The following is a 23001-nucleotide window of genomic DNA, read 5'->3' as shown; positions in this document are numbered from 1 at the left end:
CGGATTTACCGGATAGATAGTGACTTAAAGCAGTGAATTACGCGGAAATATGTTCGAGTTTTGTTAATTTATGCGTTCGAGGCTGATAAAGCGATAATCGTCCTGGGTTTTGAGGCGAAAGTAGCCATGTACCCCGCTGATGGCGACGAAGGGCCGGATTTTCTCAATGCCCAGTTCCAGGGTCAGCCCCTGCTCGCTGCGCACCACCAGCCGTTTGGCATGGCCCTGGTACATCAGCATGACCTCGTCATGGCTCAATGAGAGGCGAAAGGTAAACTGCTTCACGATGACTCCTCTGGTCGTGGTTGAAGGCTCACGGTAAAAGGGCGGGAGATGACTCCCCCACCCGCTCGGACTTACTGCTGCAACGCCTTGCTCACCTTCTCGAACAGATCCCGCGCCAGCCCCTCGAGGTTGGCCAGACGGGTCAGCTCGGTGCGGATCAACGCCTTGCGCCCCTCATCGAGCCGCTTGAACTGGATGAGCGGAGTGATGAGGCGGGAGGCCACCTGCGGATTGACCTCGTTGAGCTCGATCAGCAGATCGGTCAGGAAGCGGTAGCCGCGACCATCGCGCGCATGGAACTGCACCTGGTTGTTCATGGCAAAGCTGCCCACCAGCGCCCGCAACCGGTTCGGGTTGCGAATGCTGAAGGTGGGGTGCGCCATCGCCTGCTTCACCTCTTCCAGCACGTCTTCCGCCGGCTTGGCACCCACCAGCCGCAGCCAGTTGTCCAGCACCAGTCCGTCCTTGGCCCACTTGCCTTCGAAATCGGCCAAGAGCTCGGCGCGGCACGGCAGCAGATGACTGTTGGCCACCTGCAGCGCCGCCAGGGTGTCGGTCATGTTGTCGGCAGCCGCATATTGCTGGCGCACCAGCAGATCGGCGCTGCCGGCATCGAGGGCCGCCAGATAGCCCAGCACGACCCCCTTGAGCGCCCGCTTGGCCATGTCGGCGTGCACCACCTGATCAGCCGGCAGGCGCAAACTCTCGTAGCAGGCCACCAGACGGGCCCCGAAGGCCTGGGCCAGCGAGGTCTGGATCTCGTTGCGCACCTGATGGATGGCATCGATGTCGGCCACCTCGAACAGCTCGGCAAGGGTCGCTTCACCCGGCAGCGCCAGGATCTCCGCCTTGAGGGCGGGGTCGAGCCCCTCGTCGTCAAGGATGGCGACAAAGGCCGCCAGCAGGGTCCGGGAGACATCAACCCCCTGCCCTCGCTGAGTCCGGGCCACACCGTCGATCACCGCCTTGTTGATCAGCATCTGCGCCGCATCCCAACGGGCAAACTCGTTGCGGGCATGGCGCATCAGGAAGGCTAACGCCTCGTCGCTGTAGTCAAAATGCAGTTTGACCGGCGCCGAGAAGTCTCGCAGCAGGGAGGGCACCGGCTTGACCGATACCTTGTCGAACACGAAGGTCTGCTGTGCTTCCAGCACGTCCAGCACGTTGCCGATGGCCTTGCCCTGGTACTGCAGCGGGATGATGGCCCCCTGCTCGTCATAGAGTTCGATGTCGAGGGGGATATGCAGCGGCAGTTTCTGCGGCTGATCCTGGGTCGGCGGGGTGTGCTGGCTCACGTGCAGGCGATAGACGCCGCTGTCGGCATCGTACTCGTCGGACACGGTGAGTTCGGGGGTACCGGACTGGCTGTACCAGCGACGGAAGCGACCGAGATCCACCCCGGAGGCATCCTCCATCGCCTGCACGAAGTCATCGCAGGTGACCGCCTGACCGTCAAAGCGCTCGAAATAGAGTCGCATGCCCGCCTGGAAGGCCTCCTCACCCAGCAGGGTGTGCAGCATGCGGATCACTTCCGAGCCTTTCTCGTAGACGGTCAGGGTGTAGAAGTTGTTCATCTCGATCACCACATCCGGGCGGATGGGATGGGCCATGGGGCCGGCATCCTCGGCAAACTGCGGGCCGCGCACGGTGCGCACGTTGTTGATGCGATTGACCCCGCGCGAACCCAGATCGGAGGAGAACTCCTGATCCCGGAACACCGTCAGCCCCTCTTTCAGGCTGAGCTGGAACCAGTCGCGGCAAGTAACGCGGTTGCCGGTCCAGTTGTGGAAGTATTCGTGGCCGATCACCCGCTCGATGCCGTGGTAGTCGCTGTCGGTGGCGGTAGCCGGGTTGGCCAGCACGAACTTGGAGTTGAAGATGTTGAGCCCCTTGTTCTCCATGGCGCCCATGTTGAAGAAGTCCACCGCCACGATCATGTAGATGTCGAGGTCGTACTCGAGGCCGAAGCGCTGCTCGTCCCAGCGCATGGAGTTGATGAGGCTCTCCATGGCGAAGCCGGCGCGGTCCAGGTTGCCCTTGTCGACGAAGATCTCGAGGGCCACCTTGCGGCCGCTCTTGGTGGTGTAGTGGCTGCGCTCCACATCGAAGTCCCCGGCCACCAGCGCAAACAGGTAGCTCGGCTTGGGGAAGGGATCCTGCCACTGCACGAAGTGACGGCCATCACCCAGATCGCCGCTGTCGACCTTGTTGCCGTTGGAGAGCAGGAAAGGATACTTGGCCTTGTCGGCGGTGATGCGGGTGCTGTAGCGGGCCAGGATGTCTGGCCTGTCCATGTAATAGGTGATGCGTCGGAACCCTTCCGCCTCGCACTGGGTGCAGTAGGCATCGCCGGATTTGTAGAGCCCTTCCAGCGCGGTGTTGGCGGCCGGGTTGATGTCGGTGACTATGGTCAGCACACACTCTGCCGGCAGGTTGAACAGGGTCAGGCTGCTCTCACCCTGCTCGTACTGGGTAAAGGCAACCCCGTCCACGCTGATGGCGTGCAGGACCAGCCCTTCGCCATCCAGCACCAGCGGCTCCTTGTGGTCGCCGTTGCGACGCAGCCGCGAGATGGCGGTGACCCGGGTCTGCGGCTCCTGCAGCTGAAAATCGAGGTCGATGCTGTCGCACCAGTAGAGCGGAGCCTGGTAATCCTGGCGATATTTGGCCGTCATGGCCTGGGAGTGATCGGTCATTATTGTTTGCTTCCACGCTTGTTATTGACGTGTCAGAGGCTGTCATAACCGGTTGGCAGGGTCAAATAGTTTGCATTCAGGCAAAGGAAAGGGCGACCGAAGTCGCCCTTGTTGATTAATTGGCTGTCCCTGTTCAGCCGCGTTTGCTGAGCTTGGCCAGATCCGCCGTGATGTTGGCAGCCTCGACCAGATACTCGTCGGGAGCCTCAAAATCGGCAGGCAGATCGTCCAGGCTCTTCACCGTCGGCTTGCCCAGGCGAGTCAGGCGTTCGTTGGCGCGCTTGAGCGCCTTCTCGTCCTGCTTGGCCTGATCCGCCAGACGCTCCGCCTCGTTCAAGGAGACCGACTTCTTGTCTTTCTCCTCCTTGTACTCGGCGATGTCCTGCATCACGTAGGCAAACTCCGGATCCTTGTTGATCCGCGCCTCGTGGGCCGCCTGCAGCTTGGGCAGCAAGCTGGCAAAGTTGCCGAGCTTGTCGTACTTGGCCGACGCTATCTTGTCCCACGGCAGGGCGTTGAACTCGCGGCTCTCGCCCGTCTCTTCCGGTGCCACCGCGGTGGGGAAACTGATGTCCGGGGCGACGCCCTTGTTCTGGGTGCTGCCACCGTTGATCCGGTAGAACTTGGCGATGGTGTACTGCACGTGACCCAGCGGCTGCTCGTAGAAGTCATAGACCTTGGCCAGGCTGCGATGCTGCTGCACCGTGCCCTTGCCGAACGAGTTCTCGCCGAGGATCAGGGCGCGACCGTAATCCTGCATGGCGGCGGCGAAGATCTCGGAGGCCGAGGCGCTGTAGCGGTCGATCATCACCGACATGGGGCCACCGTAGTAGACGTTGCCGTCGTCGTCACCGTTGACGGTGATGCGGCCCATGTGATCCCGGATCTGCACCACCGGACCGCTCGCGAAGAACAGGCCGCTCAGGGCAGAGGCCTCGGTCAGCGCACCGCCGCCGTTGCCACGCAGATCGACGATCAGCCCCTCGATCTTCTGCTTGTTGAGGCTGGAGAGCTCCTTGATCACGTCGTCGTGCAGGTTGACGTAGAAGCTCGGGATCTCGAGCACGCCGATCTTCTTGCCCTCGGCGGTGATCACCTTGGACTTAGCTGCCCTGTCTTCCAGACGTACCTTGTCACGTACCAGCTCGATCTGCTCGGTCTTGGCGCTGGCGCCCTTGCCACGCTGGATCTCCAGTTTCACCTTGCTGCCCTTGGGCCCCTTGATGAGCTCGACCACGTCATCGAGACGCCAGCCGATCACGTCGACAATCTTGCCGTGGTCCTGCCCTACCCCGACGATCTTATCGTCCGGTTTCAGGTGGTTGGACTTGGCGGCCGGGCCACCGGGCACCAGGGAGCGAATGACGGTGAAGTCATCTTCGGCCTGCAGCACGGCCCCAATCCCCTCCAGCGAGAGGTTCATCTCGGTGTTGAAACGATCGGCGCTGCGCGGAGACAGATAGCTGGTGTGCGGCTCAATGGCGCGAGCGAAGGAGTTCATGAAGAGCTGGAATACATCCTCGCTCTCGGTCTGGGACATCCGCTTGATGGCGTTGTTGTAACGCTTGCCGAGCAGCTCCTTGATCTCGGGCCACTCCTTGCCGCTGAGCTTGAGGCTCAGGGCATCGAACTTCACCCGCTGGCGCCACAACTCGTTGAGTTCGGCCTCGTCTTTCGGCCAGTCCGCCCCTTCCCGATCAAACACGTAGTTGTCGGGCTGGGTAAAATCGAAAGGAGTATCGAGCAGTTTGAGGGCGTATTCGAACCGCTCATAACGCCGCTGCTGACTCAGGTTGAACATCTCGTAGGCCGGTGCCAGCCGCCCTCTTTCGAGGTCGGTGTCAAAGCCGGTACGGTACTTTTCAAAACGGCTGATGTCAGAGGCCAGAAACAGGTTGCGGCTGTAATCCAGATTCTCCAGATACTTGTCAAAGATCACGGAGGAAAAGGCATCGTCCAGCTTGAACTGCTTGTAATGCGAGCGGGTAAACAGATTGGCAATTCGCTTGCTAGCCGTAGCATGTTGGCTCTCCTGAGCCAACACAGGCAAATCACTTTCCTTGAGCACCGGCTCGATGGCCTGTGCAAGCCCGGCAAGCGCCAGGCTACAGGCAACGAGGGAAAAACGAATTACGCCATGCTTCAACATTTGTCTCCTTAGAGAACCAGGTGCTCGAATTTGACCCGCAGCATCATGCCGGTCTGCAATTGAACCTGAACGTCATCCTTGGTCACTTCCTTGATGGTGGCCGGTACCGGTGACTTGCCCAGCACCACGCGCACGCCCTGTTCTACTTTCAGGGTAGCGGCATCCACCTTGACCAACGGGGCCTCGTCAGCAACCGGAGCAGCCTTGGGAGCGGCTTTCGGCTTGCTGGACTTGGCGGCGGCATCGGCCTTGCGCGGGGCAGGACGACGAGGCTGCTTGGCCTTCTCTTCTTTATTGTTGGTACGACGGCTGGCAAAGACACGCTCTTTGCTCTCCTTCAGGGCTTGCTTGGCGTGCTCGATGTGCTCTTCGGTGAGCAGCTCGCCCGGGTTGCCGTCCAGATCGACACGGGCCTGGCCGGCCTTGAGGCCATGCAGGTAACGCCAGCTGGAGGTGTATTGACGCAGAGCGGAGCGCAGCATGGTCTTGGAGACTCTGGCGTCGTCAGCAAGACGCTCGGCCAAATCCTGGAAGATGCCAATCTTGAGCGGCTTGGCCTCTCCTTCAGCGATGAAGCAGGCCGGGAATTTCTCGACCAGGTAGGCAACGATCTCTTTACTGTTCTTCAGCTTCTCAGTGTTTTCCATGTATAACCTTGGCTTTCATATAAACGCGCGGGCACGCCCGAGCACAACAAAGGCCCCATTATAGAGAGCTTGGGGCCTTTTGCGAACCATCAAGCAATGACTTAGAGCATGCTTTCCAAAATTTGCACCGTTTCTTCGAGGCCAATCCGGTCCTGCTCGTCAAAGCGGTTAAAGATTGGACTATCGATATCCAGTACGCCAATGATCTCGCCACGCCGACGCAACGGGATCACGATTTCGGCATTGCTGGCACCGTCGCAGGCGATATGCCCCTCAAACTGGTGCACATCGTCGATGAGCTGGGTCTTGCCCTCGGCCACCGCCGTGCCGCATACCCCGCGCCCGACCGGAATGCGTACGCAAGCCGGCTTGCCCTGGAACGGGCCGAGCACCAGGGTCTCCCCCTGCAACAGGTAAAAGCCGACCCAGTTGATGTCGGTCAGCTCCTGATTGAGCAGGGCGGACAGGTTGGCCAGGTTGGCGATGAGATCCGGCTCTCCCTCCAGCAATGCCTGGGCCTGCTGGTTGAGCGTGCGATAAAATGCTTGTTTTTCAATCATGATTAAATGAACTTCACTCCCTGACAATCAGTGCAAGGTAACGCCCTGCCTGAAAAATTCAAATCAATTTTCACCTTGCCCCCTCCTTTTGCACCTCAGAAGGAGGCTCTCAGCGGGCGACGGAGAGCGCCAGTTGCTGGCGCTGGCCATTGCTCCACTCGATATTGAGCAGCCAGACCATCATCGGCGAGGTGCAGGATCCCACCAGGGTCGTCCCTTGCCAGCCCTGGGCTGTGGCCTCAAAGGTGACCGGAATGGTCCCCATGAACATGTCCCGCCCCTCCAGCCACGCCTTCACCGGCGTGACGGCCGGATCGCCGCCCTGAAGCTGTATCACGAAGTCACGTTCGGCCTGTACCGGCAGCGAGGCAATGCGGGCGGTCAGCGGCTTATTCCCCGCCTGCAGGGGGCATGAGCTGTGGGACAGATCACAAATCTGATCTTTTTCCGAGCTTGCCATCGCCGTCTGCGCGCCATCGAACCAGGTTCGATAGGCAACCAAACCGAGCAAAATAGTCAACACGATCGCCAAATGAATAATTTTGCGTGAAGTGAGTCTCTCTTTCATGAAAAAACAACCTTGTAAGATGTCTGAAAAATGACATTTTCGTGATCTCGCGCAAGGTAAATAATTGAACAGGCGAGACCCAACGGAGCCAAATATATCACTGTTTATACTGTTATTTTACCTGTCAGTTCAGTATCATTCCCATTGAATTTTCATTTAGCTACTTTTTGCTTTTCCTTTTATTAACAGTTGTTAACAAGAGAAAAGGCAGTAGCCAATGAAGTCGGTCCACCTCACTGGACACAAAATCAAACAACAGCAGCATCGGAAGCGGAATACAACGATGAGCCATACAACTAACCATCCTGAGTACAACTACACCGTTGTTCGCCAGTTCACCGTCATGACGATTGTCTGGGGAATTGTCGGCATGTCGGTTGGCGTACTGATTGCAGCCCAGTTGATCTGGCCTGCCCTCAACTTTGATACTCCCTGGCTGACTTACAGTCGCCTTCGCCCTCTGCACACCAACGCGGTCATCTTCGCATTTGGCTGTAGCGCCCTGATGGCGACCTCCTTCTATGTGGTGCAACGCACCTGTCAAACCCGACTGTTTGGTGGCCCGCTGGCGACCTTCGTGTTCTGGGGCTGGCAGGCCATCATCCTTTCTGCCGCCATTTCGCTGCCGCTGGGATACACCACCTCCAAGGAGTACGCAGAGCTGGAATGGCCGATTGATATCGCCATCACCATCGTCTGGGTCGCCTATGCCGTGGTCTTTTTCGGCACCCTGGTCAAGCGCACCACCTCCCACATCTATGTGGCGAACTGGTTCTTCGGTGCCTTCATCATCACGGTGGCCGTGCTGCACATCGTCAACAACATGGAAGTGCCGCTCTCCGGCATGAAGTCCTACTCCATGTACTCCGGCGCCATGGATGCCATGGTGCAGTGGTGGTATGGCCACAACGCGGTAGGCTTCCTGCTGACTGCCGGCTTCCTCGGCATGATGTACTACTTCGTACCGAAACAGGCGGGTCGTCCGGTCTACTCCTACCGTCTCTCCATCGTTCACTTCTGGGCGCTGATCTCCCTCTACATCTGGGCCGGTCCGCACCACCTGCACTATACCGCCCTGCCTGACTGGGCACAGTCCCTCGGCATGGTGATGTCCCTGATCCTGTTCGTCCCCTCCTGGGGCGGCATGATCAACGGCATCATGACCCTCTCCGGTGCCTGGCACAAACTGCGTTACGACCCCATCCTGCGCTTCCTGATCGTGTCCCTGTCGTTCTACGGCATGTCCACCTTCGAAGGCCCCATGATGGCGATCAAGACCGTCAACGCCCTCTCCCACTACACCGACTGGACAATAGGTCACGTCCACTCCGGCGCGCTGGGCTGGGTTGCCATGGTATCTATCGGTGCCGTGTACCACCTGATCCCGAACCTGTTCGGCCAGGGCCGCATGTACAGCATCAAGCTCATCAACGTCCACTTCTGGCTGGCAACCGTGGGTACCGTGCTCTACATCGTCGCCATGTGGATTTCCGGTGTGATGCAGGGTCTGATGTGGCGTGCGGTCAACGACGACGGCACCCTGACCTACAGCTTCGTAGAAGCGCTGCAGGCCTCTTATCCCTTCTACTTCGTGCGCTTCCTGGGTGGCTGCTTCTTTGTCACCGGCATGTTGCTGATGGCCTACAACGCCTATCGCACCATCACTGCGCCCAAAGGTTCCCTGGAACCTGTCGCACAGCCAGCATGATTGAAGAGGTCAAAGCATGAGCAACAATAACCGTCACGAGATCTTTGAAAAGAGCGTTCCCATGCTGGTGGTCGGCATCATATTTGCCATCAGCCTGGGGGGCCTGGTGGAAATCACCCCGCTGTTCTTCCAGAAGCAGACCACTGAGCCGGTCGAGGGCCTCAAGCCCTATACCGCCCTGCAGATGGAAGGGCGCGACATCTTCATCCGCGAAGGCTGCACCGTCTGCCACAGCCAGATGATCCGTCCGTTCCGCGCCGAAACCGAGCGTTACGGCCACTACTCGGTCGCCGGTGAGAGCGTCTGGGAGCACCCCTTCCTGTGGGGCTCCAAGCGAACCGGTCCGGATCTGGCCCGGGTTGGCGGTCGTTATTCCGACGACTGGCACCGTGCCCACCTGATCAACCCGCGCGACGTGGTGCCCGAGTCCAACATGCCCGCCTTCCCCTGGCTCGACACCAACGTGTTGACCGGTGAGCTGACCGGCAAGAAGCTGGCCCTGTTCCGCGATCACTTCGGCGTACCCTACACGGATGCCGACATTCAGGGGGCCGGTGAGGCCGTGAAGGGCAAGACCGAGCTGGATGCGCTGGTAGCCTATCTGCAATCACTGGGCCATGCCCTGAAATAAAGGAGTCAGGATATGGATTACGGCACTTTTCGCGGCCTGTATACCCTGCTGTTGATGGCCATCATGATCGGCATCATCGTCTGGGCCTACAGCAAGCGCCGCAAGACCTCCTTCGACGAGGCTGCCAATCTGGTATTTGCCGACGACGAGCAACCCAGTGCTGATAACAAGAACGCAGGAGCGAAACAATAATGAGCACTTTGTTTAGCATTTTTGTGACCGTCATCAGTCTGGGGACCATCCTCGGCTGCTTCTTGCTGCTGGTATGGTGCCTGCGCGACAAGATGGGCGTGGAAGAGGGCAAGTCCATGGGGCACGCCTTCGACGGTATCGAAGAGATCAACAACCCGTTGCCGAAGTGGTGGACCTACATGTTCCTCTTCTTCATCGTCACCGGTCTGGTCTATCTGATTGCCTTCCCGGGCCTTGGCAACTTCAAGGGCGTGCTGGGCTGGCAGAGCTCCAACCAGGACATACGCTCACTGGCCGAGTCCAAGGCAGCGGCAGCCTCCGCCAAGGCTGAAGGGCGTGCGGTGGAATACGATCGCGAGCTCGTCAAGGCTGACGAGATCTACGGCGCCAAGTTCCGTGAGCTGGCCTATCAGGCCGATGGCAAGACCTATCGCGCCATCGAGGAGATCGCCGCCGATCCGGAAGCCCGCAAGGTGGGTCAGCGTCTGTTCCTGCAGAACTGTTCTCAATGCCACGGCTCCGATGCCCGCGGCGGTCGCGGTTTCCCGAACCTGACCGACAGCGAATGGCAATGGGGCGGCGCGCCCGACCAGATCAAGACCACCATCATGGGCGGTCGTCAGGGCGTGATGGCCGCCTGGGGCGAGATCCTCGGCAAGGACGGGGTCCGCGAAGTGGCCTCCTACGTGCTGAGCCTCTCCGGTCGCAAGGTGGACATGGTGGAAGCCAAGAAGGGTGAAGCGCGCTTCACCATCTGCGCCGCCTGTCACGGTCCGGACGCCAAGGGCGGCATCGCCTTCGGGGCACCGGATCTCACCAACAACACTTGGCTCTATGGCGGTTCCCGTCAGGTGGTCGAGCAGACCATCACCCACGGTCGTCACGGCGTGATGCCGGCCTGGAAAGATATTCTGGGTGAAGACAAGGTGCACCTGCTCGCCTCCTACGTTTACAGCTTGTCCCACAACGACCAGCAAAATAAGCAGTAACATGTGATAAACACGTGATTACTCAGCAAAAAGCCTCGACTCTTCGAGGCTTTTTGTTATCTTGTGTTGACTGAATTTCCTCTGTTTCGTTAACCACTGGTTTCACGGTAGTAGCACTATGTCCCAACCCTGGTATCGCCAATTCTGGCCTTGGTTCATCATCGCCCTCCCGACCGCCGCCGTGATCGGCAGCATCAGTACGGCGATCATCGCCAGCAAGGATGGCGTCAATCTGGTGGCCGAAGACTATTACAAGCAAGGCAAAGAGATTAATCAGGATCTCAGCAAGTTTGATCGCGCCGAAGCCCTCAACATCCACATCGCGCTGGAGGTCAACGGCAACGAGCTGACCCTCAAGCCGCTGTCGGGGGATATCCCGGCCGGCCAGGCGCTCTACCTCTCCCTGTTTCACCCCACCCTCGCCGGCATGGACAGCGAGCACATGGTGACCGCCGACGGCAACGGCGTCTATCGCCTGCTGCTCGACAAGCCCCTCACCGGCAAGTGGCATGTGCGGGTGGATGCCTTCAACCACGAATGGCGGCTGCAAGAGACTGTCCAGCTCCCCACCAAGGCCCCCGTCGAACTCGATCCCAAAGGACGCTGAGTCATGAGCCGTCCTGTTCACCATGACACGCCGGCAGCAACCGGCGCTTCACTGTTTCTGCCGACAGGCCGGGTAGCCTGCGGCCAGCTGTCATGAGCGGCTGCTTTCACTGTGGTGAGCCGGTCCCCGCCGGCAGCCGCTATGCCCTCGAGATAAAAGGCATAGTCCAACCCATGTGCTGCCCCGGTTGTCAGGCGGTAGCGGAAACCATTCTCGAATGCGGCCTGGCCAGCTACTATGAGCACCGCACCGCTCCCGGCACCAAAGGCGAGCTGGTGCCCGCAGAGCTCGCCGCCCTCACCCACTATGATCTGGCCGAAGTACAGCAGGATTTTGTCACCGACAGCGCCACCGGTAGTCACAAGGTGCGCGAGATCCAGCTGACGGTGGAAGGCTTGACCTGCGCCGCCTGTGCCTGGCTCATCGAACGCCATCTGGGCAACCTGACCGGGCTGCACTACATCAACGTCAACACCACCACCCACAGAGCCCGCATCAAGTGGGATCCGGACCGGCTCTCGTTGAGCGACATCCTCAAAGGCTTTGCCAAGATTGGCTATCGCGCCTACCCCTTCCAGACTCACCAGCAGGAAGCGCTCTACGCCAAAGAGGTGCGCAGCTACATGTTCCGGCTGGCACTGGCGGGGCTCGGCTCCATGCAGGTGATGATGTGTGCGGTGGCGCTCTACATGGATCTCTTCATCAGTGTCGAAGAGGAGTTCATGGTCTACTTCAAGTGGATAAGTCTGCTGCTCTCCACCCCCATCATGATCTACTCGGCCCAGCCCTTCTACGTGGGCGCCTGGCGCAGCCTCAAGCAGGGACACCTCTCTATGGACGTGTCGGTGTCGCTGGCACTGATCGGCGCCTTCGTCGCCTCCATGTGGGCCACCGTGTTCAACACCGGCGAGGTCTATTACGACTCCATCACCATGTTCGTCTTCTTCCTGCTGCTGGGGCGCTTCCTCGAGCTGCGGGCCAGACGCAAGGCCTCCGAGTCGAGCTCCAACCTGGCGCGGCTGGTGCCCATCATGGCCACCCGGCTCGATGAGGATGGCGAACACGAGGTGGCGGCCAAGACGCTGCAGGTTGGCGATCGGGTGCGAGTGCTGGCGGGGGCCACCCTGCCGGCGGACGGCATCATCCTGCTTGGGCAGGCCAGTCTCAACGAATCTATGCTGACCGGCGAACAGCTGCCACTGCTCAAGCAGGCGGGAGATGCCGTCTACGCCGGCACCATCAACACCGACGCCCCATTGGAGATCCGGGTCAGTCATCGTATCGAAGAGTCGCGCCTGGCCCAGATCATGCGGCTGCAGGATCATGCGCTGGACGACAAACCGGCCATCGCCCAGATGGCGGATGTGCTCTCCCGCCATTTCATTCTGGTGCTGCTGTTCATCGCCGCCGGGGTATGGACCTTCTGGCACTTCCATCAGCCGGAGCAGGCCTTCTGGGTCACTTTGGCGGTGCTGGTGGCGACCTGCCCCTGCGCCCTGTCGCTGGCCACTCCCACCGCGCTCACCTCGGCCACCGCCCGCCTGACCCGGGCCGGCATCCTGCTGCGCCGCGGCCACGTGCTGGACGTGCTGACCCGGGCCAACCGCATCGTGATGGACAAGACAGGCACCCTGACCACGGGCAACATCAGCCTGACCAGCACGGAGGCCCTGGGCAATTTCGACGAGGCGCGCAGCCTTGCCATCGCCCGTGCCCTGGAGGCCTATTCCGAACACCCCATCGCCCGCGCCTTTCGCAGCAACGCCGCAGACGACGCCGTGCTGCTGGCGGCCAGCAAGGTGAGCCCCGTCATCGGACACGGTATCGAAGGGGTGATCGAGGGACGTCACTATCGGCTCGGCAGTGCCCGCTGGCTCGGCATCAGCGATGCCCACGAAGCGCAAGCGGACGGGCTGGTCATCTATCTGGCCGACGAGGATCAGGCGCTCGCCCGCTTCCTGCTGACCGACACCCTGCGCCCGGATGCGAAGGCGCTGATCCAGGCCTTCAAGGCGGCCGGTCTCAAGACCACCATTCTCACCGGCGACAGCTCGGCCCAGGCCGACGAGGTAGCCCGCGAACTGGGGGTCGACGAGCTGGTCAAAGGCGTCACCCCGGATGGCAAGCTGGCCTATCTCAAGGAGCACGAAGCCCGCGGCGACATCAGCATCATGGTGGGAGATGGCATCAACGACGCCCCTGTGCTGGCCGGCGCTCATGCCTCCTTCGCCATGGCCGGCGGCACCGATCTTGCCAAGAACAGCGCCGACGCCATCTTGCTGGCCGACGATCTCTCCCGCCTGCTGGATGCCCGCGCCCTGGCGCTGCGCACCCGCAAGATCATCAAGGAGAACTTCGCCTGGTCCATCGGTTACAACCTGCTGGTGCTGCCATTGGCGGCGAGCGGCTGGCTGCCCCCCTACGTGGCGGCGGCGGGCATGTCGCTGAGCTCCCTCATCGTGGTCACCAACTCCATGCGGCTCAACCGCTGAGCCGTGGCCACAGGGACAGACAGGGTGAAGGGAGCGGGCCTTGCTCCCTTCACCCTCAAATCGACGGGCCTGCGGCCACCAACGGGTGTACCATGACCCCTCTTATTGCAAGGTTTGCTGCATGAACATCATCTTCGTCCTCATCCCCATCGCCATCCTCTTCGTCATCATCGCCGGCGCCGTCTTCTTCTGGGCCATTCGCTCCGAGCAGTTTGAAGACCTCGACCGCCAGGGTTCCAATATCCTGTTCGATGAAGAGCAACCCGCCCCCAAACACGCCGAGCACGAGCACAAAGATGACGGCCACCCTTGATCTGCTGGGCGCCCTGCTGGTGGGACTGGCCGGCGCCGGCCACTGCATCGGCATGTGCGGCGGTGTCTCCGCCGCCCTCTCCATGGCCATTCCTGCCGAGAAGCAGCACTTCTGGGGCCGGCTCGGTTACCTGCTCAACTACAACCTCGGCCGGATCCTGAGCTATGTGATTGCCGGCGCCCTAGTCGGGGGCTTGCTCGCCACCACCAGCGAGCTCGGCGCGGGCAAGCACGCCATCGCCGGCCTGCGGCTGGTGGCGGCCTTCCTGATGATTGCCCTCGGGCTCTATCTCGCCGGCTGGTGGCAGGGGGTGTTGCTGCTCGAGCGCATGGGCGCCAGGTTGTGGCCCCACCTCAAGCCACTGGCGGGCAAGTTTATCCCCTTCACCTCGGCCTGGCAGGCACTGCCGTTTGGCATGGTGTGGGGCTGGCTTCCCTGCGGGCTGGTCTACTCCATGCTGACCTGGAGCGCAGCGGCGGGATCCGCTGGCGGTGGAGCACTGATCATGCTCTTTTTCGGCCTCGGCACCCTGCCGACCCTGTTTGCGCTGGGAGGGCTGGCGGATCGGCTGCGCTACTGGCTGACCCTGCGCAGTTTGCGCCTTGGCGGGGCCCTGCTGCTCATCGCATACGGGCTGCATACCCTCTGGATCGGGATTGCATCCTTTTGAAACCCTATCCAAAACGGATGAGTTGATGGTAAACTTGTTTGATATAAATCAATTATTCGTATGAGCCTATGATCCCGGAAAAGAAACCTGGCAGACGTATTCAGAGCGGTGGCTGTGCAATTCATTGCCAGGATTGCAGCATCAGCCAGCTCTGCATTCCCTTCACTCTGAACGACAACGAGCTCGATCAGCTGGACAGCATCATCGAGCGCAAGAAGCCGATCCAAAAGGGTGAAGAGTTGTTCAAGGCCGGCGACGAGCTCAAATCGCTCTACGCCATCCGTTCCGGGACCATCAAGTCATACACCATCACCGAACAGGGTGACGAGCAGATCACCGCCTTCCACCTGGCTGGCGATCTGGTAGGCTTTGACGCCATCCACAAGCAGGCGCACCCCTCCTTCGCCCAGGCGCTGGAAACCGCCATGGTGTGCGAGATCCCGTTCGACGTGCTCGACGATCTCTCCGGCAAGATGCCGAAGCTGCGCCAGCAGATCATGCGGCTGATGAGCAACGAGATCATGGGCGACCAGGAGATGATCCTGCTGCTCTCCAAGAAGAATGCCGAAGAGCGCCTTGCCGCCTTCCTGCACAACCTGTCGGTGCGCTTCTCCGAGCGTGGTTTCTCCGCCAAGGAGTTCCGTCTCTCCATGACCCGCGGTGACATCGGCAACTACCTCGGCCTCACCGTCGAAACCATCAGCCGTCTGCTGGGCCGTTTCCAGAAGTCAGGCCTCATCAGCGTCAAGGGCAAGTACATTACCGTGCTGGATCACGTCGCCCTCGGCGTCATGGCCGGTGCGACCCGCCCCCCCTGCGGCTAAGCCTCCTCTCTCCGGTGCCGGATCGGTTTACCCCGAAATTTGATCCGGCACACGTCCCCCCTTCTCCTCCTGAGCTAAGCTGTAATGGCTAAAGGTCTGCCATCATTGGTATTTTTGCCAAGGAGGAGGAGAACATGGTCAAGTACCGAAAAATCCTGGTGGTCATCAACCCGGAAGAAGAGCGGCAAATCGCCCTCGAACGTGCGGTCAAGGTCGCCGAGCTGGATGAAGGGGCGCAGCTGACCCTGTTACTCACCATTTACGACTTCTCGTATGAAATGACCGCCATGCTGTCGGTGGATGAGCGGGAAGAGATGCGCCACGGGGTCATTTCCCAGCGCCGTGAGTGGCTCGACGACATACTCAAACCCTACCGTGCCCGTGGGCTGGACTGCGAGATCAAGGTGGTCTGGCACAACCGCCCCTTCGAATGCATCATTCAGGAAGTGCTGGAGCAGCGCCACGATCTGGTGGTCAAGGCCACCCACCACCACTCCTTCCTGCAAACCTTCATCTTCACCCCCACCGACTGGCACCTGCTGCGCAAATGCCCCTGCCCCGTGCTGCTGGTGAAAGAGGGGCATTGGCAGCGGGGTGGCAACATCATCGCCGCCATCAATTGCTCCAGCGACGATCAGGATCAGAAGCTGCTCAACGAGAGGATCACCGAAGAGGGGATCGCCATCGCCGAGCTGCTCGGCTCCAACCTCTATCTGGTCAACACCTACCCGGGCACCCCGGTCAACGTGGCTATCGAGCTGCCGGAGTTTGATCCCAACGCCTACAACGACGCCATTCGCAAACACCACGAGAGCCTGCTGCTGAGCCACGCCGACAAATACGGCATAGGCCATCTCTGGACCCGGGTGGCGGAAGGCCTGCCCGAAGAGGTGCTGCCCGATCTCGCCGGCGAGCTGCAGGCCACCCTGATGATCATGGGGTGCGTCGGTCGCACCGGGCTCTCCGCCGCCCTGCTCGGCAACACCGCCGAACACGTGGTGGATCGCCTCGCCTGCGACATGCTGATCCTCAAACCCGCCGACTACAGCTGCCCGGTCGATAGCCGCCGTCCAGCATAAGCCTTTCTTGCCCTCCCCCGGGACATGGCTATAATAAGCCGCTTATTTTTGTCCCGGGTTTCAGGTCATGCTAGAAGAGCTTAACGCCAAAGAAAAATACAGTTTCAACAAACTGCAGAAGCGCCTGCGGCGCAACGTAGGTCAGGCCATTGCCGACTTCAACATGATTGAAGAGGGTGACAAGGTCATGGTGTGCCTGTCCGGCGGCAAGGACAGCTTCGCCATGCTCGACATTCTGATGAGCCTGAAGGCCAGCGCCCCCATCCACTTCGATCTGGTGGCGGTCAACCTGGATCAGAAGCAGCCCGGCTTCCCCGAGCACGTGCTGCCCGAATACCTGAGCACCCTTGGCATCGACTTCAAGATCGTCGAAGAAGATACCTACGCCATCGTCAAGGAGAAGGTGCCGGAGGGCAAGACCACCTGCGCCCTCTGCTCCCGCCTGCGCCGCGGCATTCTCTACCGCACCGCCCAGGAGCTGGGTTGCACCAAGATTGCCCTGGGCCACCACCGCGACGACATCCTCGAGACTCTGTTCCTCAACATGTTCTACGGGGGCAAGCTCAAGTCCATGCCGCCCAAGCTGGTGAGCGACGATGGCAAGAACGTGGTGATCCGCCCGCTCGCCTACTGCAAGGAGAAGGACCTGGTGCGCTATGCCGAGGTCAAGGCCTTCCCCATCATCCCGTGCAACCTGTGCGGCTCCCAGGAGAACCTGCAGCGCCAGGCCATCAAGCAGATGATGCAGGAGTGGGATCGCCGCTTCCCGGGTCGTCTCGAGACCATGTTCACCGCCATTCAGGACGTGATCCCGAGCCACCTGCTCGATCACAAGCTGTTTGACTTCAAGAGCATCAACCGCGACTCCGGCATCATCGACGGCGGCGACAAGGCGTTTGATCCGCCCGAACTGCCCAAGGCACCGCTGCTGGACATCGACGAGATGGACATGCTGGACGTGATTGAGGTGCGCTAAGCCCTCACCATCACCAATGAAAAAAGGAGCGCTAGGCGCTCCTTTTTTATTTTTATGCCGGCAAGCAAGCGGCCCGGGCCCCATCAGCCCTTGTGCAGCCAGGGGGTCAGTCGCAGGATCTCTCCCTGCAGCTGCAGCTTGCCCTCGGCAAACTCCGCCAACTGGGCGTTGCTCAGCAGCAGTTGTCCCTCCTGCCAGGGCAGCGGCAGCTGGCGAGCCCCATCGATGAGGTAGGCGGTGCCGCTTGGCTGCACCAGACTGACCCTCACCCCCGTCATCTCGGGCAGGAAATACTTGCCGACCATGCCGGCCAGCTTCTCCAGCAGGCTCCGCATGTCGTGCTGGCGCCCCGTCAGCTCGCTCACCTTGAGCTCCCACCGACTGTCTGCCGGCGGCGGCACATCGGCCATCACCTGCACCGACAGATCGCAGGCTGCATGAGGCTCGGTGAGCCCCACTACCACTCTTGCCTTGTCGAGATTAAGGTCGTCGTCATAGGGCAGTCGCAATTCGCTGTCGATGGTCACCTCAGCCGCCACGTCCCGATCCAGGGTCGAAACCCGGGCCGAAGTGAGCAGGCAGCGCCGGCCATTTTGCTGATCGGTCAGATAAAAACCCAGCCTGGCGTGGCCGAACTCCCCTTTGGCGAAGGTCTTCATCTGGCTGTAGAAGGTGCCGTACTGCAGCTCGAGGGAGGGCTGTGCCACTGCCAGCATGGGCGCCATCAGCAGCGCGGCCGCCATCCCGTATCGATTGTTCATATGCCATCCTTTTGCATCACGCATCCGCACGCGCCGCTATCTGTTGCTGTTGTCTGACGCCCTGCATGCCCGTCAGGCGTTGAAATGATCGGGGCCCTGGCTCACCTCGGTCACTTCGACCGCCACCCCGCACAGATCCCGGTAGAGGATCCCCTTGCAGTTGAAATAGAGCGGCGCCACCCAGATAAGCCCCAGCCCCATGGGGATCAGCGCCAGGAAGAAGAGCGCCATCATGACCCCGTGCAGCAGCACTATGCTGGGCCAGCCACGGGCAAACAGCTTGAGGGAGACCAGAATGGCCTGCGCCGGCGACAGGCCGCGCTCCAGCACCAGCGGCACGGTAAACACCAGCCCCATGCCGATCAGGGCCGACGGAATGAAGGCCAGCATCACCGGCAGACCCACCAGCTCGAACAGCGGGCCGAACAGGCTGGTGATGAGGCTGCCGAGCAGGCTCAGGCTGCCAAGGCGCAGGAAGTGGCGAAAGAAGTCGAACACCTGGCTCGGCCGGGCACGCACCCCCACCGACTGTTGCAACCCCAGCATGTCGAGGGAAGAGGTCATGGGCGACATGATGACGGTGATGAGCAGGCTCAGCACCAGGGCCACGTCCATCCCCCCTTCCTGATTGACATAAGGGGCCAGCAGGGTGTTGCTCAACAGTATCCAGATGGCCATTACCCCGACGATGGCCAGCAGCAGGCCGAACCCGGTGCGCCGCGTCTGTTGCCAGCTCTCCTGCAATACCCCCTTGAGGTCGAGACGATATCCCTGGCTCAGGGACTGTTCGAGGGAACCACCTATCCGCATTTTGTTACTCAATTGACTATCCAACATCCGAAAGACCGCTATTCAGGGAGCACATTATAGCGATTTGACCCGGCATGCGTAGCCGTTTTTCCCGCGCGTCTGCGCTCAAAAAGCCTTTGATTTCATCAGTTCCCCTTGTCCTGGCCGGGATCCCGCCCTTGGCCGACGGCCACCGGGGGCGTAGGATGCCAGGCGACAGTGCGGATTTTTTTGCGCGCCCCGCCCCACCCGGGATAACAGGGGGCACGCGCTTCACAAGGAGATGTTCATGTCTTATTTGACCCTCTATCTCGCGCCCGGCACCTGCGCCATGGCCGTGCGTATCGCCCTCACCGAAGCCGGTGCCCCTCACGTTGTCAAACGGCTGGATCTGGCGGCCGGCGAGCAGCGATCCCCCGCCTATCTGGCCATCAACCCCAAGGGACGGGTCCCGGCTCTGGTCACCGAGCACGGTGTGCTCACCGAGACGCCGGCCTTGCTGCTCTATGTGGCGCAGCGTTTTCCCCATGCCGGGCTGGCGCCGCTGGACGACCCCTTCCTGCTGGCCAGGATGCAGGAGGTGCACGGTTTTCTCGCCGCCACCGTGCACGTCGCCCATGCCCACGGCCGGCGTGGTAGCCGCTGGGCCGATGACCCGCAGGCCATCGCCGCCATGCAGGCCAAGGTGCCGCACAACATGCGCGAGGGCTTTGCCGAGATAGAGCGCCACTATCTGGCCGGCCCCTGGGTGCTGGGGGAGCGGTTCAGCCTGGCCGACATCTACCTGTTCGTGGTGGCGAGCTGGCTCGAGGGCGACGGGGTGGCCATCAGCGACTTTCCCAAGGTCGCGGATCACTATCGGCGCATGCTGGCACGCCCCGGCGTGCAACAAGGGCTCGCCCTCTAATTCCTCTCGTTGCGGGTGCCAGTGCTCTTCTGGCACCTTTTTTCCCCGCTTTCCCCTCGCCATTGAGATCGTTTTCACATTTCTGCCATCTCCTGGTGGATCCAGAACGCCTGAACGCCTATCTTCCACCTCATGACGCAACCGGTTGCGTAACCGGTTGCCTAGCTAACATCAGATACGCGGGCATAGCCTGCCGAGGTGCTGTATGAAACGAGGCGTACTGCTCAATGCTCCCCTGAGTGCCCTGGTGGCACGGATGGGCCACACCGACGAGATCACCGTCTGCGATGCCGGCCTGCCCATCCCGGCGGGCCCCGAGCGCATCGATCTGGCGTTGATGGCGGGGACGCCGAGCCTTGAAACCGTGCTGACCGCCCTGCTCACCGACCTGGTGGTGGAGAAGGTGATCATGGCAAGCGAGATCAAGCAGATCAGCCCCGCCGCCCATCAGGCGCTGGTGGATCAGCTGGAGGCGCACGCCGCAGCCCAGGGCAAGCCCATCACCATCGAGTACTGCCTGCACGAAGAATTCAAAGCTCGCTCCCACCAGAGCAAGGCCATCGTGCGCAGCGGCGAGGTGACCCCCTACGCCAACCTCATTCTCTGCGCCGGCGTGGCGTTTTAAATTCCCAAGGAAGCAGCTATGAGCAACGCCAATATGCTCCCCTCGCCCATTCTGGCGCTTTCCGGGATCGTCAAAACCTTCCCCGGGGTGCGCGCCCTCGATGAGGCGGGCCTCAAGGTCTATCCAGGCCAGGTGATGGCCCTGCTCGGCGAAAACGGCGCTGGCAAATCCACCCTGATGAAGGTACTGACCGGCATCTATCAGGCCGATGCGGGCACCATCAGTTATCGCGGTGAGCCGGTTCACTTCAAAGGGCCCCGCGACTCCCAGGATCAGGGGATCAGCATCATCCACCAGGAGCTGAACCTGCTGCCGGAGCTCTCCATTGCCGCCAACATCTTCCTCGGCCGCGAGCCCCGTACCCGCTTTGGCAGCATCGACCACAAGCAGCTGCGCGAACGGGCAAGCACTCTGCTGGCACGACTTGGCGTCAAACACGGCCCGGATACCCGGCTCGGGAGTCTCTCCATCGGTGAACAGCAGATGGTGGAGATCGCCAAGGCGCTGTCGTTTGATGCCAACGTCATCATCATGGACGAGCCCACCGATGCGCTGACCGACACCGAGACCGAGCAGCTGTTCAAGGTTATCCGCGAGCTGCGTGAGCAGGGCTGCGGCATCGTCTACATCTCCCACCGTCTGAAAGAGATCTTCGAGATCTGCGATCGGGTCACCGTGCTGCGCGATGGCAAGTGGATCGGCGAGCAGGCGGTGAGCGATCTCGACGAAGACAGGATCATCGAGATGATGGTGGGCCGCCGACTGGAGGAGCAGTACCCGCGTCTGATGCGCGAGCTCGGCCCGGTCAGCCTGCAGGTCAAGGATCTGGCCGGCCCCGGCGTGCGCGGGGTGAGCTTCTCCCTGCGCCAGGGGGAAATTCTGGGCTTCAGCGGCCTGATGGGATCCGGCCGTACCGAGCTGATGAAGCTCATCTACGGTGCCAGCCCCATCAGCGCTGGCCAGGTGACCGTGGATGGCCGCGCACTGGCCCCCAGAAGCCCGGCCGATGGCCTGGCGGCCGGCATCGCCTACATCTCCGAGGATCGCAAGGGTGACGGCCTGGTGCTGGAGCTGTCGGTGCGTGAAAACATGAGCCTGTGCGCCCTCGGCGAGTTCATCCGTGGTGGCAAGATTGACGGCCAGGCCGAACGCCAGGCGGTGGGCGACTACGTGCGCCTGTTCAACATCAAGACCCCCAGTCAAGATCAGCTGATAAAACTGCTCTCCGGCGGCAACCAGCAGAAGGTGGCCATCGCCAAGGGGCTGCTGACAAGGCCCAAGGTGCTGATCCTGGATGAGCCGACCCGCGGCGTCGATGTCGGCGCCAAGAAGGAGATCTACCAGCTCATCAACCAGTTCAAGAAGGAGGGGATGAGCATCATCCTGGTCTCCTCCGAGATGCCGGAAGTGCTCGGCATGAGTGATCGCATCCTGGTGATGCACGAAGGGCGCATCAGCGCAGAGTTCAATACCCGCGACGCCAATCAGGAAAAACTGATGGCGGCAGCAGTCGGCAAACAGTGGCAAGCAGAGCAAGAGGCAGCACAATGACAACCCAAACCCTTTCCCGCCGCGGCATCATGAGCAAGGCGTGGTGGATCGAGAACAAATCGCTGGTGGCGCTGCTGGTGCTGATCGGCGTGGTCTCCTTCCTCAGCCCCAACTTCTTCACCGCCGACAACCTGCTCAACATCCTGCGCCAGACCTCGGTCAACGCCATCATGGCGGTCGGCATGACGCTGGTCATCCTCACCGCCGGCATCGATCTGTCGGTCGGCTCGGTGCTGGCCCTGTGCGGCGCCCTGGCCGCCACCATGGTGGCCATGGAGCTGCCCATCATGCTGGTGATCCCCCTCACCCTGGGGGCCGGTGCCCTGCTTGGCGGCATCAGCGGCCTCATCATTGCCAAGGGCAAGGTGCAGGCCTTCATCGCCACCCTGGTCACCATGACCGCCCTGCGCGGCGTCACCATGGTCTATACCGAGGGGCGCCCCATCTCCACCGGTTTCAGTGACGGTGCCGATCACTTCGCCTGGCTGGGTACCGGTTACCTGTTCGGCCTGCCGGTGCCTATCTGGCTGATGGCCATCGTCTTCCTGCTGGCCTGGTTCATGCTCAACCACACTCGCCTGGGCCGCTACATCTATGCCCTCGGCGGCAACGAATCGGCCACCCGCCTCTCCGGCATCAATGTGGATCGGGTGAAGCTCGCGGTGTATGGTCTGTGCGGCATGCTGTCGGCACTGGCCGGGCTCATCGTCACTTCACGTCTCTCCTCCGCCCAGCCGACCGCCGGCATGGGTTACGAGCTGGATGCCATCGCCGCCGTGGTACTGGGCGGCACCAGCCTGATGGGGGGCAAGGGCCGCATCATGGGTACCCTGATCGGGGCGCTCATCATCGGCTTCCTCAACAATGCCCTCAACCTGCTCGACGTCTCGTCCTATTACCAGATGATCGCCAAGGCCAGCGTGATTTTGCTCGCCGTGATGATCGATAACAAAAGCAAGTAAGCACACACAAGGAATGAAAT

Annotated in this window: 23 protein-coding genes; 15 read left to right on the top strand and 8 right to left on the bottom strand. The window is 61.1% G+C overall.

The window, feature by feature from the left end:
* Window positions 1-63: 63 nt before the first annotated feature.
* From ACB033_RS07945 to ACB033_RS07920, 6 genes are all read right to left on the bottom strand, one after another.
* A complete protein-coding gene (locus ACB033_RS07945; protein ID WP_005300804.1) occupies window positions 64-285 on the bottom strand; it encodes a DUF2835 domain-containing protein in 222 nt (73 codons plus the stop codon).
* Between the two features lie 71 nt (window positions 286-356).
* The gene (gene pepN, locus ACB033_RS07940; protein ID WP_371140436.1) at window positions 357-2981 is read right to left on the bottom strand and encodes an aminopeptidase N; all 2625 of its coding nucleotides are present in this window, start codon (window positions 2979-2981) and stop codon (window positions 357-359) included.
* 133 nt (window positions 2982-3114) lie between these two features.
* Window positions 3115-5130, bottom strand: a complete 2016-nt coding sequence (gene prc, locus ACB033_RS07935) for a carboxy terminal-processing peptidase (protein WP_371140435.1) — start codon at window positions 5128-5130, stop codon at window positions 3115-3117.
* An 8-nt stretch (window positions 5131-5138) separates the two neighbouring features.
* Complete coding sequence (gene proQ, locus ACB033_RS07930) at window positions 5139-5777, bottom strand: RNA chaperone ProQ (protein ID WP_005300795.1); 639 nt, start codon at window positions 5775-5777, stop codon at window positions 5139-5141.
* Window positions 5778-5878: 101 nt separating this feature from the next.
* Window positions 5879-6337 carry a GAF domain-containing protein gene (locus tag ACB033_RS07925; RefSeq protein WP_005300791.1) on the bottom strand — a complete coding sequence of 153 codons (459 nt, stop codon included), beginning with the start codon at window positions 6335-6337 and terminating at the stop codon, window positions 5879-5881.
* A 109-nt stretch (window positions 6338-6446) separates the two neighbouring features.
* Window positions 6447-6905, bottom strand: a complete 459-nt coding sequence (locus ACB033_RS07920) for a hypothetical protein (protein WP_010634019.1) — start codon at window positions 6903-6905, stop codon at window positions 6447-6449.
* Window positions 6906-7188: 283 nt separating this feature from the next.
* Between ACB033_RS07920 and ccoN the strand changes: the two genes are divergently transcribed.
* From ccoN to ttcA, 11 genes are all read left to right on the top strand, one after another.
* Window positions 7189-8613 carry a cytochrome-c oxidase, cbb3-type subunit I gene (gene ccoN / locus ACB033_RS07915; protein WP_005300785.1) on the top strand — a complete coding sequence of 475 codons (1425 nt, stop codon included), beginning with the start codon at window positions 7189-7191 and terminating at the stop codon, window positions 8611-8613.
* 16 nt (window positions 8614-8629) lie between these two features.
* Window positions 8630-9244 (top strand): cytochrome-c oxidase, cbb3-type subunit II, encoded by a 615-nt coding sequence (gene ccoO / locus ACB033_RS07910; protein ID WP_005300783.1) that lies wholly within the window; start codon window positions 8630-8632, stop codon window positions 9242-9244.
* 12 nt (window positions 9245-9256) lie between these two features.
* Window positions 9257-9436 carry a CcoQ/FixQ family Cbb3-type cytochrome c oxidase assembly chaperone gene (locus ACB033_RS07905; protein ID WP_005300779.1) on the top strand — a complete coding sequence of 60 codons (180 nt, stop codon included), beginning with the start codon at window positions 9257-9259 and terminating at the stop codon, window positions 9434-9436.
* Complete coding sequence (ccoP, locus tag ACB033_RS07900; RefSeq protein ID WP_017780111.1) at window positions 9436-10425, top strand: cytochrome-c oxidase, cbb3-type subunit III; 990 nt, start codon at window positions 9436-9438, stop codon at window positions 10423-10425. The genes ACB033_RS07905 and ccoP overlap by 1 nt, the downstream gene beginning before the upstream one ends.
* Before the next feature lie 118 nt (window positions 10426-10543).
* Entirely contained in the window at window positions 10544-11032 is a 489-nt protein-coding gene (locus ACB033_RS07895) for a FixH family protein (protein WP_017782879.1), read from the top strand.
* A 92-nt stretch (window positions 11033-11124) separates the two neighbouring features.
* Entirely contained in the window at window positions 11125-13524 is a 2400-nt protein-coding gene (locus tag ACB033_RS07890) for a heavy metal translocating P-type ATPase (RefSeq protein WP_139725519.1), read from the top strand.
* Between the two features lie 121 nt (window positions 13525-13645).
* On the top strand, window positions 13646-13837 hold the full coding sequence (gene ccoS / locus ACB033_RS07885; RefSeq protein WP_005300771.1) for a cbb3-type cytochrome oxidase assembly protein CcoS: 192 nt from the start codon (window positions 13646-13648) through the stop codon (window positions 13835-13837).
* A complete protein-coding gene (locus ACB033_RS07880; RefSeq protein WP_139725518.1) occupies window positions 13821-14507 on the top strand; it encodes a sulfite exporter TauE/SafE family protein in 687 nt (228 codons plus the stop codon). Before ccoS ends, ACB033_RS07880 begins: the two co-directional genes overlap by 17 nt.
* Before the next feature lie 68 nt (window positions 14508-14575).
* Window positions 14576-15331 carry an FNR family transcription factor gene (locus tag ACB033_RS07875; RefSeq protein WP_005300768.1) on the top strand — a complete coding sequence of 252 codons (756 nt, stop codon included), beginning with the start codon at window positions 14576-14578 and terminating at the stop codon, window positions 15329-15331.
* A 134-nt stretch (window positions 15332-15465) separates the two neighbouring features.
* Window positions 15466-16410, top strand: coding sequence for a universal stress protein UspE (gene uspE, locus ACB033_RS07870; protein WP_017764530.1), 945 nt, complete (start codon window positions 15466-15468; stop codon window positions 16408-16410).
* A gap of 67 nt (window positions 16411-16477) precedes the next feature.
* Window positions 16478-17386: a tRNA 2-thiocytidine(32) synthetase TtcA gene (gene ttcA, locus ACB033_RS07865; protein WP_005300763.1), complete on the top strand. Its 909-nt coding sequence runs from the start codon at window positions 16478-16480 to the stop codon at window positions 17384-17386.
* Window positions 17387-17469: 83 nt separating this feature from the next.
* On the opposite strand, the gene ACB033_RS07860 is transcribed toward ttcA, so the two are convergent.
* The gene (locus tag ACB033_RS07860) at window positions 17470-18147 is read right to left on the bottom strand and encodes a DUF2987 domain-containing protein (protein WP_371140434.1); all 678 of its coding nucleotides are present in this window, start codon (window positions 18145-18147) and stop codon (window positions 17470-17472) included.
* Window positions 18148-18219: 72 nt separating this feature from the next.
* Window positions 18220-18957: a hypothetical protein gene (locus ACB033_RS07855; RefSeq protein WP_172442765.1), complete on the bottom strand. Its 738-nt coding sequence runs from the start codon at window positions 18955-18957 to the stop codon at window positions 18220-18222.
* 268 nt (window positions 18958-19225) lie between these two features.
* Here ACB033_RS07855 and ACB033_RS07850 point away from each other — a divergent pair, with 268 nt between their 5' ends.
* The 4 genes from ACB033_RS07850 (at window position 19226) to rbsC (ending at window position 22981) form a co-directional block, all read left to right on the top strand.
* On the top strand, window positions 19226-19843 hold the full coding sequence (locus ACB033_RS07850) for a glutathione S-transferase family protein (protein ID WP_371140433.1): 618 nt from the start codon (window positions 19226-19228) through the stop codon (window positions 19841-19843).
* 205 nt (window positions 19844-20048) lie between these two features.
* Entirely contained in the window at window positions 20049-20468 is a 420-nt protein-coding gene (gene rbsD / locus ACB033_RS07845; RefSeq protein ID WP_371140432.1) for a D-ribose pyranase, read from the top strand.
* An 18-nt stretch (window positions 20469-20486) separates the two neighbouring features.
* On the top strand, window positions 20487-22019 hold the full coding sequence (gene rbsA / locus ACB033_RS07840; RefSeq protein WP_371140431.1) for a ribose ABC transporter ATP-binding protein RbsA: 1533 nt from the start codon (window positions 20487-20489) through the stop codon (window positions 22017-22019).
* Window positions 22016-22981, top strand: a complete 966-nt coding sequence (gene rbsC / locus ACB033_RS07835; RefSeq protein WP_017782888.1) for a ribose ABC transporter permease — start codon at window positions 22016-22018, stop codon at window positions 22979-22981. The genes rbsA and rbsC overlap by 4 nt, the downstream gene beginning before the upstream one ends.
* The last annotated feature ends 20 nt before the right edge of the window (window positions 22982-23001 follow it).

Source organism: Aeromonas sp. S15(2024) (assembly GCF_041402265.1).
GTDB lineage: Bacteria > Pseudomonadota > Gammaproteobacteria > Enterobacterales > Aeromonadaceae > Aeromonas > Aeromonas dhakensis.
This window is presented reverse-complemented; position numbering and strand designations above follow the sequence as displayed.